General features: G+C 70.0%; 12 protein-coding genes and 1 pseudogene. 8 read left to right on the top strand and 5 right to left on the bottom strand.

Features of this window, described 5'->3' with window-relative positions; all coding sequences use genetic code 11:
* The first annotated feature begins 4 nt into the window (after nucleotides 1–4).
* Entirely contained in the window at nucleotides 5–1387 is a 1383-nt protein-coding gene (locus tag QF030_RS31200) for an FAD-dependent oxidoreductase (protein WP_307165900.1), read from the top strand.
* Between the two features lie 129 nt (nucleotides 1388–1516).
* Here QF030_RS31200 and QF030_RS31195 read toward each other — a convergent pair whose 3' ends face one another.
* Nucleotides 1517–1786, bottom strand: a complete 270-nt coding sequence (locus QF030_RS31195; RefSeq protein ID WP_307165899.1) for a hypothetical protein — start codon at nucleotides 1784–1786, stop codon at nucleotides 1517–1519.
* 125 nt (nucleotides 1787–1911) lie between these two features.
* Between QF030_RS31195 and QF030_RS31190 the strand changes: the two genes are divergently transcribed.
* On the top strand, nucleotides 1912–2724 hold the full coding sequence (locus QF030_RS31190; RefSeq protein WP_307165898.1) for a rhomboid family intramembrane serine protease: 813 nt from the start codon (nucleotides 1912–1914) through the stop codon (nucleotides 2722–2724).
* A 6-nt stretch (nucleotides 2725–2730) separates the two neighbouring features.
* Here the strand turns inward: QF030_RS31190 and hemE are convergent, their stop codons facing one another.
* A complete protein-coding gene (gene hemE, locus QF030_RS31185; RefSeq protein ID WP_307165897.1) occupies nucleotides 2731–3798 on the bottom strand; it encodes a uroporphyrinogen decarboxylase in 1068 nt (355 codons plus the stop codon).
* Nucleotides 3799–4005: 207 nt separating this feature from the next.
* On the opposite strand from hemE, the gene QF030_RS31180 reads away from it, so the two are divergent.
* The 3 genes from QF030_RS31180 (at nucleotide 4006) to QF030_RS31170 (ending at nucleotide 7056) form a co-directional block, all read left to right on the top strand.
* Nucleotides 4006–4674: a DUF3000 domain-containing protein gene (locus QF030_RS31180; protein ID WP_307165896.1), complete on the top strand. Its 669-nt coding sequence runs from the start codon at nucleotides 4006–4008 to the stop codon at nucleotides 4672–4674.
* Between the two features lie 242 nt (nucleotides 4675–4916).
* On the top strand, nucleotides 4917–5576 hold the full coding sequence (locus QF030_RS31175; protein ID WP_307165895.1) for a helix-turn-helix transcriptional regulator: 660 nt from the start codon (nucleotides 4917–4919) through the stop codon (nucleotides 5574–5576).
* A gap of 193 nt (nucleotides 5577–5769) precedes the next feature.
* A complete protein-coding gene (locus QF030_RS31170; RefSeq protein WP_307165894.1) occupies nucleotides 5770–7056 on the top strand; it encodes a ribonuclease D in 1287 nt (428 codons plus the stop codon).
* Between the two features lie 153 nt (nucleotides 7057–7209).
* Here the strand turns inward: QF030_RS31170 and QF030_RS31165 are convergent, their stop codons facing one another.
* From QF030_RS31165 to QF030_RS31155, 3 genes are read right to left on the bottom strand one after another with little or no spacing between them, the layout of a single operon-like run.
* A complete protein-coding gene (locus tag QF030_RS31165) occupies nucleotides 7210–8040 on the bottom strand; it encodes a carbohydrate ABC transporter permease (RefSeq protein WP_307165893.1) in 831 nt (276 codons plus the stop codon).
* A complete protein-coding gene (locus tag QF030_RS31160) occupies nucleotides 8037–9011 on the bottom strand; it encodes a carbohydrate ABC transporter permease (protein ID WP_307165892.1) in 975 nt (324 codons plus the stop codon). Before QF030_RS31160 ends, QF030_RS31165 begins: the two co-directional genes overlap by 4 nt.
* Nucleotides 9011–10330: an ABC transporter substrate-binding protein gene (locus QF030_RS31155; RefSeq protein WP_307165891.1), complete on the bottom strand. Its 1320-nt coding sequence runs from the start codon at nucleotides 10328–10330 to the stop codon at nucleotides 9011–9013. The genes QF030_RS31160 and QF030_RS31155 overlap by 1 nt, the downstream gene beginning before the upstream one ends.
* A gap of 281 nt (nucleotides 10331–10611) precedes the next feature.
* On the opposite strand from QF030_RS31155, the pseudogene QF030_RS31150 reads away from it, so the two are divergent.
* The 3 genes and pseudogenes from QF030_RS31150 to QF030_RS31140 all read left to right on the top strand — a co-directional run.
* A pseudogene (locus tag QF030_RS31150) lies at nucleotides 10612–10992 on the top strand (substrate-binding domain-containing protein); the annotation flags it as partial.
* 168 nt (nucleotides 10993–11160) lie between these two features.
* The gene (locus tag QF030_RS31145; protein ID WP_307165890.1) at nucleotides 11161–12387 is read left to right on the top strand and encodes a thiolase family protein; all 1227 of its coding nucleotides are present in this window, start codon (nucleotides 11161–11163) and stop codon (nucleotides 12385–12387) included.
* Nucleotides 12384–14510 carry a 3-hydroxyacyl-CoA dehydrogenase NAD-binding domain-containing protein gene (locus QF030_RS31140; RefSeq protein WP_307165889.1) on the top strand — a complete coding sequence of 709 codons (2127 nt, stop codon included), beginning with the start codon at nucleotides 12384–12386 and terminating at the stop codon, nucleotides 14508–14510. Before QF030_RS31145 ends, QF030_RS31140 begins: the two co-directional genes overlap by 4 nt.
* The last annotated feature ends 20 nt before the right edge of the window (nucleotides 14511–14530 follow it).

Raw genomic sequence — 14530 nt, 5'->3', positions numbered from 1 at the left:
TCGCATGAGCATCGAGCGACTGGTGGTGATCGGCGGGGACGCCGCGGGCATGTCCGCGGCGTCGCAGGCCCGCCGTCTGAAGGGGCCCGGGGAGCTGGAGATCGTGGCCTTCGAGCGCGGTCACTTCACGTCCTTCTCGGCGTGCGGCATCCCGTACTGGGTGGGCGGTGACGTCACCGAGCGGGACGATCTGATCGCCCGCACGCCCGAGGAGCACCGCGAGCGGGGGATCGATGTGCGGCTGCGCACGGAGGTCACGGAGATCGACCTCGCGGGACGGCGGGTACGCGCGCGTGCGCTGGATCGCGGGACGGAGTCCTGGACGTCGTACGACAAGCTCGTCATCGCGACCGGAGCCCGCCCGATCCGGCCGGACATGCCGGGCGTGGACGCCCGGGGCGTGCACGGGGTGCAGAACCTGGACGACGGGCAGGCGCTGCTCGACACGCTGGCACGCGCGCGTGGGAAACGGGCCGTGGTCGTGGGGGCGGGCTACATCGGTGTGGAGATGGCCGAGGCGCTCATCAAGCGCGGCTACGAGGTGACGGTCGTCAACCGCGGCAGCGAGCCGATGTCGACCCTGGACCCGGACATGGGGCGGCTGGTGCACCGGGCCTTGGAGGGCCTGGGCATCACCCTGGTGAACGACACCGAGGTCACCGCGGTGCGCGCCACACAGGACGGTCACGTGCGGGCGGTGGTCACCGAGGACGCCGAGTATCCGGCGGACGTGGTGGTGCTGGGCATCGGGGTCCGTCCGGAGACCGGGCTCGCGAAGGCCGCCGGCCTGCCCCTGGGCGCTCACGGCGGTCTCCTGACCGACCTGGCGATGCGGGTGCGCGGGCCGCTGGCCGACGGGACCGTCTGGGCCGGCGGTGACTGCGTCGAGGTCCTGGACCTGGTCTCCGGCCAGGAACGCCACATCGCCCTGGGCACCCACGCCAACAAGCACGGTCAGGTCATCGGCACCAACGTCGGGGGCGGGTACGCGACGTTCCCCGGCGTGGTCGGCACGGCCGTCAGCAAGGTGTGCGACCTGGAGATCGCCCGCACCGGCCTCCGCGAGAAGGACGCCCGTCGCGTCGGCCTCCAGTTCGAAGCGGTCACCATCGAGTCGACCAGCCGCGCCGGCTATTACCCCGGTGCGTCGCCCATGACGGTCAAGATGCTCGCCGAGCGACGGACGGGCCGTCTGCTGGGCGTTCAGATCGTCGGGCGGGAGGGCGCGGCCAAACGCGTCGACATCGCGGCGGTCGCGTTGACGGCCGGGATGACGGTGGAGCAGATGACGGCCCTGGACCTCGGATACGCGCCGCCGTTCTCACCGGTGTGGGATCCCGTACTGGTGGCGGCGAGAAAGGCGTCGGCAAAGGTGCGCGACCGCTAGCCGGGCGTCGGGCCGGGACTGGCCGAGTGGCGCGGAAACCGCGAGCAGCCCCGTGCCCCCGCGCCGCACCGCATCCGCACTGCATGGCACCGCGTCCGGAAAAGCAGGAAACGGGCCAGTAAACGCTTGTCAGGCGGTTCCGCTCAGTCGCGGCAACGCGGAGACCGCCGCGGTGGGCGGCTGCTCCGCGGGCTTCGCATGCGCCGCGGGCGCCGGCCGCGACCGCAGACGGCTGCTGACCGCCTCGTCCAACGTCACCGGCCGCTGCATCTGCGCGGCGAGCCGCCCGGCCTCCTGGCCGAGTCGTGCCACGTCCTCCCAGGGCAGCCTGATCACCAGGGAGATCTCCGCCTCGCCGTCGGGAGTGGCGTGCATCGGGGGAGCTGTTCGGTCGTTCATCGCCTGTTCCTCACGTCGTCCTCGCGGCCCGCCTTCCTCGTGCCGCGAGCAGTTGACGGTTCATACGCGCCTGTGAGGATCCGCGTTCACCGGTTCGCCGAAGGGATCGGGGGCAGTAATTTCTTGTGGTCATCCCCGTCCATGACGTGAATCCCGTGCGCCGCACGCCGGTGGTGACGTACGCCCTCATCGCGGCGAACGTCTTCGTCTTCCTGTTCATGCCCGGCCTGTCCGGCTCCACGGCGGGCGACAGCAGCCTGGCCCAGACCTGTCATCTGCACGCCTTTCTGGAGCACTACGCCGCCGTACCACGGGAGTTGATCCACCATCAGCTCCCGCAGCTCGTCCCCACCGGCGAGGTGCGCGGCGCGGGCTGCCTGCTGGCCCCGCCGGGCTACGACAAGTCGCCCGCGCTGAGCGTGCTCAGCGCGATGTTCCTGCACGGCGGGTGGCTGCACCTGCTGGGCAACATGCTGTTCCTGCTGATCTTCGGCAACAACATCGAGGACCGCATGGGCCACGTCCGCTTCGCCGTCTTCTACGTCGCCTGCGGCTATGCGGCGTCGTACGGTTTCGCGCTGGTCAACGCCGACTCGACCGACCCGCTGATCGGCGCGTCGGGGGCGATCGCGGGAGTGCTGGGCGCCTATCTGGTGCTGTACCCGAAGGCCAGGGTGTGGGTGCTCGTCCCGTTCCTGGTGTTTCTGCCGTTGCGGCTGCCGGCCTGGCTGGTGCTGGGTTTCTGGTTCGTGCTCCAGGCGGTGTACTCCTCCGGAGAGGGCGTCTCCGGCGCCGGCACCGTGGCGTACGCGGCGCACGTCGTCGGCTTCCTCGCCGGGATGCTGCTCGCCTGGCCGCTCAAGCCGGGCACGCCCCCGCCGCCGGAGCCGCGCGGTCTGCTGTTCGGCAGACGGGCGCGCCCCCGGCACACCTGGTGAGACGGCTCAGCGGGCGGTCTGCGTGTGGACGTACTCGACGAGGCGGGTGAGCGCGTCCGGGTCGGTGGAGGGCATGACGCCGTGGCCGAGATTGAAGACGTGGCCCTCCAGGCCGGCGGCCGTGTCGAGGACCTCGCGGGTCTTGGTCTCGACGGCCTCGGTGCCGGCGAACAGGACGGTCGGGTCGAGGTTGCCCTGGAGCGCCTTGCCGGGGCCGACCCGGCGGGCGGCCTCGTCGAGCGGGACACGCCAGTCGACGCCGACGACGTCCGCCCCGGCCTCACCCATCAGCCCGAGCAGCTCGCCGGTGCCGACTCCGAAGTGGATGCGCGGGACGCCGTACTCCTCGACCGCGCGGAACACCTTCGCGGAGGCGGGCAGCACGGAGCGGCGGTAGTCGGTCGGGGCGAGCGCGCCGGCCCAGGAGTCGAAGAGCTGGACGGCACTGGCGCCCGCCTCGATCTGCACCTTCAGGAAGGCGGAGGTGATCTCCGCGAGACGGTCGAGCAGGTCGGCCCAGAGCTCGGGCTCGCCGTACATCATCGCCTTGGCGTTCTCGTACGTGCGGGACGGACCGCCCTCGACGAGGTAACTCGCGAGGGTGAAAGGAGCGCCCGCGAAACCGATCAGCGGGGTGGCACCGAGCTCGGCGGTCAGCAGGCCGATGGCCTCGGTGACGTAGGAGACGTCCTCGGGCGTGAGGTCGCGCAGCTGGGCGAGGTCGGCGCGGGTGCGGATCGGGTGCTCGACGACCGGGCCGACGCCCGGCTTGATGTCGAGGTCGATTCCGATGGCCTTGAGCGGGACGACGATGTCGCTGAAGTAGATCGCCGCGTCGACGTTGTGCCGGCGCACCGGCTGGAGCGTGATCTCGGTGACCAGGTCGGGCCGCATGCAGGACTCGAGCATCCCGACGCCCTCGCGGACCTTGCGGTACTCCGGCAGTGAGCGTCCGGCCTGCCGCATGAACCACACGGGCGTGTGCGGCACCGGTTCGCGCCTGCACGCCTTCAGGAAGGCACTGTCGTAGGTCGCTGTCCGCTGCCGGCCCGCCGGGCTCTCGTTCGCACTCACGACGGCAAGTCTCGCACGGCGCCGGAGGCGGTGAGGCCGCCCCCTGCCGCGCTCGCGTACGGCTCACGTCCTGTCCGGGGCCGGCCGTTCCGAGCGTCCCGGGCGTGCGCGGTCCGTGCGCCTGTTCGCCCAGCGCGCACCCGTCCGCGAGCCCCGCGCGGGTGTCTTGCCCTGCGCGAAGGCCCCGTTCCCCTTAATCTTCCCCGCATGGCTGCGGCTCAGGGACGACTGTCGGACGGCGCTGGCGGGATGGACGACGCGAACGAGGGGGACCCGGATGGGACCAGGTCGGCTCCACCGCCCTTCCGGGCGGCCGTCGACCAGCTGAGGGCGGCGCGGCTGCGGCCACAGATCGAGATGGAGGCGACACCGGCCCCCAAGCGGCTCGCCCCGTTCGCGTACGCGCTCGAGGCGACGGTCGTGGACGGCGACCAGGACCTGGCGGACGGCCGGCTGGTGCTGCTGCACGACCCGGCCGGGCACGACGCCTGGCGCGGGACGTTCCGGCTGGTGACCCTCGTCCGTGCCGAACTGGAGCCGGAGATGGCCGCGGACCCGCTGCTGCCGGAGGTGTGCTGGTCGTGGCTGACCGGCGCGCTCCAGGCGCGCGGGCTGACGTACGGCGAGCCGAGCGGGACCGTCACGCGCGCGGGTTCGCACTACTTCGGCGGGCTGGCGGAGCGTCCGGCGACCTCACAGATCGAGATCAGGGCCTCGTGGACACCGCGCGAGGGGCTGGGCGGGGTGCCGGAGGCGGGGGCGCACCTGGCGTCCTGGTGCGATCTGCTGGCGCAGGTGGCGGGGCTGCCGCCGGCCGGCCCGGGGGACGCGTCGGTGGTGACGCTGCCGCAGCGCAGGGGGCCCCAGTCACGTTGACCATCTCTTTGTCGATACGGCCATTTTCGATCTCGTAAGAAGCCCACTTAAACCGACTCGATCTTCGGATGATCGATCGCGTGTCCGAATTGCACGTATTGTTACTCACTAGATCGTGATCATTCTCTAAAGGACCCCGGGCTGCCTGCCGAAGACGACTGTGACCTTGAAAGCACGGTTCGTCCCGGCTTCCTCCCCACAAGCCCCGCGAGCCGGCCCCCGTCCCCCACCCAGGAGGCCTGGTGTCCGTTCTCCTCGAGCAGCCCGCAAGCCTGGTCGCCTACCGCCCGAACAAGCCCACCGCCATGGTGGTCGTGGCCGACCCGCGCGTCCGCTCCACCGTCACCCGCCATCTGTGGGCGCTCGGTGTGCGCGACGTCATCGAGGCCTCGTCCATCGCGGAGGCTCGTCCCCGCATCGGCAACCCCCGCGACATCTGCGTCGCCGACGTCCACCTGCCCGACGGCTCCGGCCTCACCCTTCTGTCCGAGACCCGCGCCGCGGGCTGGCCCAACGGGCTCGCCCTCTCCGCCGCCGACGACATCGGCGCCGTGCGCAACGCCCTCGCGGGCGGCGTCAAGGGCTACGTCGTCACCGGCACCCGCACCAACCTCGGCCTCCCCAGCCGCCCCGGCGCCGTCCCCATGGGCTCGGCCGCCCGTCTGCACCGCCGCCCCCCGGGTGCCCCGAGTCACCCGGGCGGCTACCGCGAGCTCTCCGGCCGCGAGGTCGAGGTGCTGCGACTGGTCGCGGAAGGCCAGTCCAACAAGGCGATCGGCGTCTCGATGGGCCTGTCCGCGCTGACCGTCAAGAGCCACCTCGCCCGCATCGCGCGCAAGCTCGGCACGGGTGACCGCGCCGGCATGGTCGCGGTGGCGCTGCGGACCGGCATCATCCACTGACACCCCACCCGGCGCCCGGGGCCTCTCTCCCCAGAACGCCCCGCGACCCCGGCCCGACTCCTACCGAATCCGAACGGTTTCCACCCGACCCCCTCCCCCGCGTTCACCGTCCTGACTGGTTTACGACCCTCCGGCGCCCGCCGACGGAACGTTCCGTCGGCGGGCGCCGTCCATACACAGATACCCTTGACAGGTGACCGACGCCCAAGAAACCGCAGCAGCCAGTTCACTGCGAACCACCGGAGGCGCCCCTCCGGACGACGGCGGATCAGCTGATTCCGGGGCGCCGACACCGTTGCTCGAACCGCGCGAGGGCATCCCTCCCGTGATCGCCGACGAGGCCGCCCTCGCCGAGGTGATCGCCGCCTTCGCCGCCGGCACCGGCCCCGTCGCCGTGGACGCCGAGCGCGCCTCCGGCTACCGCTACGGACAGCGCGCCTATCTGGTGCAGCTGCGCCGCGAGGGCGCGGGCACCGCGCTGATCGACCCCGTGGGCTGCCCCGACCTCTCCGCGCTCGGCGACGCCCTGTCCGGCGCGGAATGGGTGCTGCACGCGGCCACCCAGGACCTGCCGTGTCTGCGCGAGATAGGCATGGTGCCGACGCGGTTGTTCGACACCGAGCTGGCCGGACGGCTCGCCGGGTTCCCGCGGGTCGGCCTCGGCGCGATGGTCGAGGGAGTACTGGGCTTCGTCCTCGAGAAGGGCCACTCCGCGGTGGACTGGTCCACCCGGCCGCTGCCCGAGCCCTGGCTGCGTTACGCGGCTCTGGACGTCGAGCTCCTGGTCGACCTGCGCGACGCGCTGGAGAAGGAGCTGGACCGGCAGGGCAAGCTGGACTGGGCCCGCCAGGAGTTCGACGCCATCGCGTCCGCCCCGCCGGCCGAGCCCCGCAAGGACCCGTGGCGTCGCACGTCCGGCATGCACAAGGTGCGCCGGCGGCGGCAGCTGGGTGTCGTGCGGGAGCTGTGGCAGACGCGGGACCGGATCGCGCAGCGGCGGGACGTGTCGCCCGGCAAGGTGCTGTCGGACGCGGCCATCGTGGAGGCGGCGCTGTCGCTTCCGGTGAACGTGCAGGCGCTGGCCGCGCTGAACGGCTTCGGGCACCGGATGGGCCGACGGCAGCTGGAGCAGTGGCAGGCGGCGGTCGACCGGGCGAAGACGCTGAGCGAGTCGCAGCTCCCGCAGCCCGGACAGCCGGTGGCGGGCCCGCCGCCGCCGCGCGCCTGGGCCGACAAGGACCCGGTGGCCGCGGCACGGCTGTCCGCGGCACGGACCGCAGTCTCCGCACTGGCCGAGGAGCTGAACATGCCGCAGGAGAACCTGATCGCTCCGGACGCGGTACGGCGGGTCTGCTGGGAGCCTCCGGCCGCGGACGAGGAAGCGGTGGCCGGCGCGCTCGCGTCGTACGGGGCTCGGCCGTGGCAGGTGGAGCAGGTCGCACCGGTGCTCGCCGCGGCTCTCGCCGGCCAGAGCGCCTGACGGCCGCGGTCCCGTCCGGGGTGCCTGCCGCAACCCGGACCGGGGCGACGGCCGCAATCCCGTGCGGAGCGCCCGCCACGAGCTGGCCGAGCGGTACGGGGCACCAGCCGCACCAGCCGCACCAGCCGCACCAGCCGCACCAGCCGCAAGCGGTTACCTCGTCGCTCCTCTCATGAAACCGTTGTAGATGTATTTCTGGAGGGCGAGGAAGACGATCAGTGTCGGCAGGACGACCAGCACCGCTCCTGCCGAAATCGTTTCCCAGTGGGCGGCATAGGGGCCCTTGAAGCGGAACAGGGACGTCGAGATCACGCCAAGATCTTGCGAGGGCATGTACAGGAAAGGGATGTAGAAGTCGTTGTAGACGGCGATCCCCTTCACGATCACGACCGTCGCGATCGCCGGTTTCAGCAACGGAAAGATGATCTTCCGGTAGATCGTGAAGGCGTTGGCTCCGTCGAGGCGGGCGGCCTCGTCCAGGGAGATCGGGATCGAGCGCACGAACTGCAGGAAAATGTAGATCGAGACGATGTCCGTGCCCATGTAGAGGGCGATCGGGGCCCAGCGGGTGTCGAACATGCCGAGGCTGTGGACGATCTGGAAGGTGGCCACCTGGGTGGTCACCCCGGGGACCAGCGCGGCGACCAGGAACAGCGCGACCACCAGTTTCCGGAAACGGAAGGTGAACCGGTCGATCGCGTATGCCGTCATCGACCCGATGAGAACGGTTCCGCCGACCGAGACGAGAAGGATGAAGGCGGTGTTGCCGAACGCCGTGAGCATGCCGCCGTCCTGGAACGCCGTCACGTAGTTGTGGAAGTTGAGCGGGTCGTGCGGCGGTGTGAGCGCCCCGCTGCCGTTCGCCGTCTCGTTCTCGGTCTTCAGCGATGTCATGACTACGACGCCCAGCGGGAGCAGGACGACCAGCGTCGCCGCGATCAGCGACAGGTACACGAGGGCACGGGCCACGGCGCTGCGTGTCATACGAGGTCCACCCTGTCGTCGGGGACGAGACGTCGCTGCACCCAGGTCACCAGCAGGATGATCAGCAGCAGCACGACCGCCGCCGCCGAGGCGAGCCCCGTCTTGTTGAACTGGAAGGCCAGCTTCACGGTCTGGATCACGAAGGTCTCGGTGCCGGTCGCCCCGCCGGTCATGATGTACGGGATCTCGAAGGCCGACAGGGAGCCCGAGACGGAAAGGATCACCGTCAGGGTCAGCACCGGCTTGATGCCGGGCAGGATGATGTGGCGGAACTGGTGCCGGCGGTCGGCCCCGTCCAGTTCGGCCGCCTCGTACAGCTCCCCCGGGATGGACTGGATCGCCCCGAGGAAGAGGACGAAGTTCATGCCGAGGTAGCGCCAGATCGAGACGCCGGCCAGCGAGACGTTCGCCGAGGCCGGGGTGCCCAGCCAGGCGTGGTCGGTGTGGTAGCCGAAGAGGCCGAGGACCGTGTCGAAGGTGCCGCCGTCCTGGAAGAAGTAGAGGAAGACGAAACCGATCGCCACGCCGTTCACCAGGGACGGAAAGAACAGCACGCCCTTGAAGAAGTTCCGGAAGCGGATGCTGAAACTCAGGACGGTCGCGAAGTACAGCGCGGCGACGATCTGGATCACCGAGGCGACCAGGTAGTAGCCGCTTACCCAGAAGACCTGGAAGAGGTCCTCCCTGGTGAAGATCTCGGTGTAGTTCTCCGTGCCCGTGTAGTGCAGTTCGGGACTCACGCCGTCCCAGTCGGTGAAGCTGTAGGCGACCATGTTGGCGATCGGCGCGTAGGTGAACGTGATCAGCAGGGCGAGCGGAGCGAGCAGGAACAGCCACGGGGTGAGCAGCCGCCAGGTGCGCGCCCGGCGCGGGGCCGGTGCGGGAGCGAGGCGTTTCTGAACCGGTGTCGCGGCCTCTGAGTTCCTCTGCCCCGTGCGGTGCGCCGGAGGGTGCGGGTGCGGGAGCGCCATCAGTCGCTCACGTTCGCTTGCGTCTCGGTCCACTTCTTGCCGAGTCCGGCGAGGAAGTCGTCCAGGCTGCCCTTCTTGGCGCCGCGCGCCAGGTCGATCAGATCCTGGCGGTACTCGGGCTTGTAGATGCCGACCTCGGACTCGTCGTCGATCAGCTTGACCTTCGCGCCCGCCGCGTCGTCCAGTTCGATGAGCTTGACGCCCGCCTCTTCGTACGGTTTCAGCACCTCGGGCAGGGCCGCGTCCTTGAGCGGGGAGATCGCCAGGTTGTCCTTGTCGTAACCGGACCGGTCGGTGAACCAGTCGATCCAGGCGCGGGCCGCTTCCTTGTGCGGGGAGTGGACGTTGACGGCCTGGTTGTAGTCGGGGCCGACGGTCGCGCAGAAGGTGCCGTCCGTCCGGGCGGGAAACGGCATGAAACCGATGTCGTCGGGGTTCACACCGGCCTTCTTCGCGGCGTCCTGGAACTGGATGACCGCCCAGGTGCCGAGCCACTGGGTGGCGATCTCGCCCTTGGTCGTCCGGGGCTTGGACTCTTCCCAGTTGCTGGTCGTCGGGTCCTTCTCGGCGAGGCCCTGCTGGACGATGTCGTACAGCAGCGTGTCCCCGACGCGCAGGTCGGAGTTCTCGGCCCAGGGGTCGTCCTCGGCGAGCTTGGTGGTCGCCTGCGGGTCGCAGTGGACCGAGCCGTCGACGTACGTCCAGGAGGTCAGGGGCCACTGCGCGGCGAAGTTGGTGTAGTAGGGGATCGCGTCGGTCTTCGCCTTGATCGCCTTCAGGTCGGCGAGGAACTCGGCCGGAGTCGTGGGCCATTCGGTGACCCCGGCCTCGTGCCAGACCCGCTTGTTGTAGACGAAGCCGGGCATCACGCCGACCGGGCTCTGGCCGTAGACCTTGCCGTCGACGGTGGTGAAGTCGGTGAACCGGTACTTCTTGCCGCGTTCGGCGGCGGTGCCGAGGGAGGCGAAGAACTTCGGGTAGTCGTTCTTCTTGATGACCGCGGGGATCAGCAGGACGTCGCCGTAATCGTCCGTGTTCATCCGGATCTTGATCTCGGCCTCGTAGTTGGTGAGGGCCTGGAACTCCACCTTGACCTTGGGGTAGGTCTTGTTGAACTCGGCGGCGTACCTCTTCATCGTGCCGTCCTGCACCAGGTCGGTGCGCACGGTGAGGACCGTGATGGTTCCGCTGACCTTGGAGGGGTCGTCGGGCGCCTTGGCGTCCGCGCCCTTGGCGCTGCCTCCGGTGCCGGTGCAGCCGGGGAGCAGGAGAGCGGCTCCCGCGACCGTGGCGAGGGCCGTGACGGTGCGGCGGTTCATGTGCATCACTTCCGTTCTCGGGAGGTTCTCGGGACGGACGAGCACGTGCGGGTCGGTCGCACGCCAGTGGGTCGGTCGACCACGAGTGGGTTGGCTGATTCGGCACTCTGACAGCGCTTTCTCAACCGGTAAAGCCCCATTCCCGCCAACGATGAAGAGGCAAGTCTCAGTGCGGGCTTGACCGGTTAAGGGAGTGCGCATGCGGGAGACCTCACCACTCGACGACGACCGGCACCTGCGGCAGAGCACTCGGGATGCCGCCGCCGCCCGGGGCGCGCTCGGCCGGGGCGCGGCAGGTCGCCACGGACCACTCCGGGGAGGCGGGGGCACGGGCGACCCGGTCGACGCTGACCGCCGCTCCGGCGGACCGGCCAACGGCAATCGTTTACGACAACGACATCATGGCGGTGGCCGGGCTGGCCGTGGCGGCCGAGATGGGGTTCGGTGTGCCGGGCGACGTCTCCCTGCTCGCCTGGGACGACTCCCCGTTGTGCCGGCTGACCCATCCGACGCTCTCCGCGATGAGCCATGACGTGCACGGATTCGGGGCGGAGGCGGCGCGGACGCTGTTCGGCGTGTTCACCGGGCCGGGTCCCGGATCGCATCCGGTGCCGACGCCCGTACTGACACCACGGGGTTCGACGGCCCCGCCGCGGCGCTGAGGACGGGCGCGAGCGAGGATGATCCCGGACCCGTCCGGGGTGTGACGTTCGCCGCTTGGCCCTCCGGGACTGGGCAGCTACGTTACCCACAAGTAGCATGGGTCCTGAGCGCGCGCTCAGCGCTTGCGTGTCGCAGCAGTGCCATCCCGCACCTGGAGGAGAGCCATCGTGCCTCGTACCGTCAGGGACGTCGTCTTCGTCGACGGCGTCCGTACCCCGTTCGGCAAGGCGGGCCCGAAGGGCATCTACCACGAGACCCGGGCCGACGACCTCGTCGTGAAGGCGATCCGGGAGCTGCTGCGCCGCAACCCCGGTCTCGACCCGAAGAAGATCGACGAGGTCGCCATCGCCGCGACCACGCAGATCGGCGACCAGGGCCTGACCATCGGCCGTACCGCCGGCATCCTGGCCGGTCTGCCGACCTCCGTGCCCGGTTACTCCATCGACCGCATGTGCGCGGGCGCCCTGACCGCCGTCACCGCGGTCGCCGGCTCCGTCGCCTTCGGCGCCTACGACATCGCCATCGCCGGTGGTGTCGAGCACATGGGCCGCCACCCGATGGGTGAGGGCGTGGACCCCAACCCGCGCTTCGTCAGCGAGAAGCTGGTCGACGAGTCCGCCCTGTTCATGGGCATGACCGCCGAGAACCTGCACGACCGCTACCCGCAGATCACCAAGCAGCGCGCCGACGAGTACGCCGTGCGCTCGCAGGAGAAGGCCGCCAAGGCCTACGCGAACGGCAAGATCCAGGCCGACCTGGTGCCGGTCTCGGTCCGCCGCACCAACCCGGACGCCGGTGAGACGGGCTGGGGCCTGGTCACCGCCGACGAGCCGATGCGCCCGGGGACGACGCTGGAGAACCTGTCCGGTCTCAAGACCCCGTTCCGCGTCCACGGCCGGGTCACGGCCGGTAACGCGGCCGGTCTGAACGACGGCGCGACCGCTTCGCTCATCGCGTCCGAGGACTTCGCCCGCGAGAACGGCCTGCCGGTGAAGATGCGCCTCGTCGCGTACTCCTTCGCGGGTGTCGAGCCGGAGGTCATGGGCTACGGCCCGATCCCGGCCACGGAGAAGGCGCTGGCCCAGGCCGGTCTGTCCATCTCCGACATCGGTCTCTTCGAGATCAACGAGGCCTTCGCCGTCCAGGTCCTGGCCTTCCTCGAGCACTACGGCATCGCGGACGACGACGAGCGCGTCAACCAGTACGGCGGCGCGATCGCCTTCGGTCACCCGCTGGCCTCCTCCGGCGTCCGCCTGATGACGCAGCTGGCCCGCCAGTTCGAGGAGCAGCCGGACGTCCGCTACGGCCTGACCACCATGTGCGTCGGCTTCGGTATGGGCGCCACGGTCATCTGGGAGAACCCGCACTTCGAGTCCGCCGGAGGCGACAAGTGAGCACCACCGAACTCCTGAAGGGCGCGGCCGAGCTGTTCCCGGACGAGGTCGTCACCCAGGCGCACGTCCGTCACCTGGACCTGCCGTTCGGCGCGGGGCGCTTCGCCCTGATCACGCTGGACAACGGTTTCGACCACACCAAGCCGACCACCTTCGGCCCGCAGTCCCTCGCGAACCTCGACTCCGCGATCGACCAGGTCGAGAAGGAGGCGGCGGCCGGCGAGATCGTCGGTATCGGCGTCACCGGCAAGCCGTTCATCTTCGCCGTCGGCGCGGACCTCAAGGGCGTCGAGCTGCTCAAGGAGCACAAGGACGCGCTCGCCATCGGCAAGGGCGGCCACGAGGTCTTCAAGCGCCTGTCGGGCCTCGCGGTCCCGACCTTCGCGTACTACAACGGCGCGGCGATGGGCGGCGGTGTCGAGGTCGGTCTGCACTGCGCGTACCGCACCGTTTCGAAGGCGCTTCCCGCGTTCTCCCTCCCCGAGGTGTTCCTCGGTCTGGTGCCCGGCTGGGGCGGCTGCACCCTGCTGCCGAACCTGATCGGTGCCGACAAGGCCGTCTCGGTGATCATCGAGAACAGCCTCAACCAGAACAAGCAGCTCAAGGGCCAGCAGGTCTTCGACCTGGGGATCGCGGACGCGATCTTCGAGGGCGCGGACTTCCTGGAGCAGTCGCTGATCTGGACGGCGAACGTCCTCAAGGGCGACGTCGAGGTCGAACGCCCGGTGATCGACCGCGGGGAGGCCTGGGACCAGGCCGTCGCGCGCGGCCGGTTCGTCGCGGACAGCAAGGTGCACGGCGCGGCCCCGGCCGCCTACCGCGCTCTCGACATCATCGCCGCCGCCAAGAACGGCGACCTCCAGCAGGGCTACGACGCCGAGGACGTCGCGCTCGCCGACCTGATCATGGGCGGCGAACTGCGCGCCGGCATCTACGCGTTCAACCTGGTGCAGAAGCGCGCCAAGCGCCCGGCCGGCGCCCCGGACAAGTCCCTGGCGCGTCCGGTCACCAAGGTCGGCGTCGTGGGCGCGGGCCTGATGGCCTCGCAGCTCGCGCTGCTGTTCCTGCGCCGTCTCGAGGTGCCGGTCGTGCTGACCGACATCGACCAGGAGCGCGTCGACAAGGGTGTGGGCTACGTCCACGCCGAGATCGAGAAGCTGCTCGGCAAGGGCCGCATCAACCAGGACAAGGCCAACCGCCTCAAGGCGCTGGTGAGCGGCGTCCTGGACAAGGCCGAGGGCTTCGCCGACGCGGACTTCATCATCGAGGCCGTGTTCGAGGAGATCGGCGTCAAGCAGCAGGTGTTCGCGGAGGTCGAGGCGGTCGCCCCGGCGCACGCCGTCCTCGCCACCAACACCTCCTCGCTGTCGGTCTCCGAGATGGCGTCGAAGCTCAAGAACCCCGAGCGGGTCGTGGGCTTCCACTTCTTCAACCCGGTCGCGATCCTGCCGCTCCTCGAGATCGTCCGGGGCGAGCAGACCGACGACGCCTCGCTGGCAACGGCCTTCGCCGTCGCCAAGAAGCTGAAGAAGACGGCGGTTCTGGTGAAGGACGCCCCGGCGTTCGTCGTGAACCGCATTCTCACCCGTTTCATGGGCGAGGTGCAGAACGTCATCGACGAGGGCACCCCGGTCGAGGTGGCGGAGAAGGCGGTGGAACCGCTCGGTCTGCCGATGTCCCCGCTGGTGCTCCTCGAGCTGGTCGGCCCCGCGATCGGGCTGCACGTCTCGGAAACGCTCAACCGGGCGTTCCCGGACCGTTTCACGGTCTCTCCGAACCTCGCGGCCGTCGTCAAGGCCGGCAAGCGCGGCTTCTACGTCTACGACAGTGGCAAGCCCGAGCTGGACCCCGAGGTCTCCGCGCTCCTGAAGCAGGGCGACAACGTCCTGACCGAAGAGCAGGTGCGGGCGCGCGTCCTGGACGCCGTGGCGCAGGAGATCGGGCTCATGCTCGACGAGGGTGTCGTCGCCGAGGCGCAGGACATCGACCTCTGCCTGATCACGGGCGCCGGCTGGCCCTTCCACCTGGGCGGCATCACGCCGTACCTGGACCGCGAGGGTGTCTCCGAGCGCGTGAACGGCAAGAAGTTCCTGGCGCCGGGCCTGGCCTCGGTTCCGGCGTAACCGTCGTAACCGCTCGAGCC

The organism is Streptomyces rishiriensis (genome assembly GCF_030815485.1).
Lineage (GTDB): Bacteria > Actinomycetota > Actinomycetes > Streptomycetales > Streptomycetaceae > Streptomyces > Streptomyces rishiriensis_A.
This window is presented reverse-complemented; position numbering and strand designations above follow the sequence as displayed.

Excerpts from the sequence above, each read along its gene's own strand:
- QF030_RS31200 (WP_307165900.1), top strand. The coding sequence starts at position 5 with ATGAGCATCGAGCGACTGGTGGTGATCGGCGGGGACGCCGCGGGCATG.
- QF030_RS31195 (WP_307165899.1), bottom strand. The coding sequence starts at position 1,786 with ATGAACGACCGAACAGCTCCCCCGATGCACGCCACTCCCGACGGCGAG.
- QF030_RS31180 (WP_307165896.1), top strand. The coding sequence starts at position 4,006 with ATGGCTGCGGCTCAGGGACGACTGTCGGACGGCGCTGGCGGGATGGAC.
- QF030_RS31165 (WP_307165893.1), bottom strand. The coding sequence starts at position 8,040 with ATGACACGCAGCGCCGTGGCCCGTGCCCTCGTGTACCTGTCGCTGATC.
- QF030_RS31160 (WP_307165892.1), bottom strand. The coding sequence starts at position 9,011 with ATGGCGCTCCCGCACCCGCACCCTCCGGCGCACCGCACGGGGCAGAGG.
- QF030_RS31155 (WP_307165891.1), bottom strand. The coding sequence starts at position 10,330 with ATGAACCGCCGCACCGTCACGGCCCTCGCCACGGTCGCGGGAGCCGCT.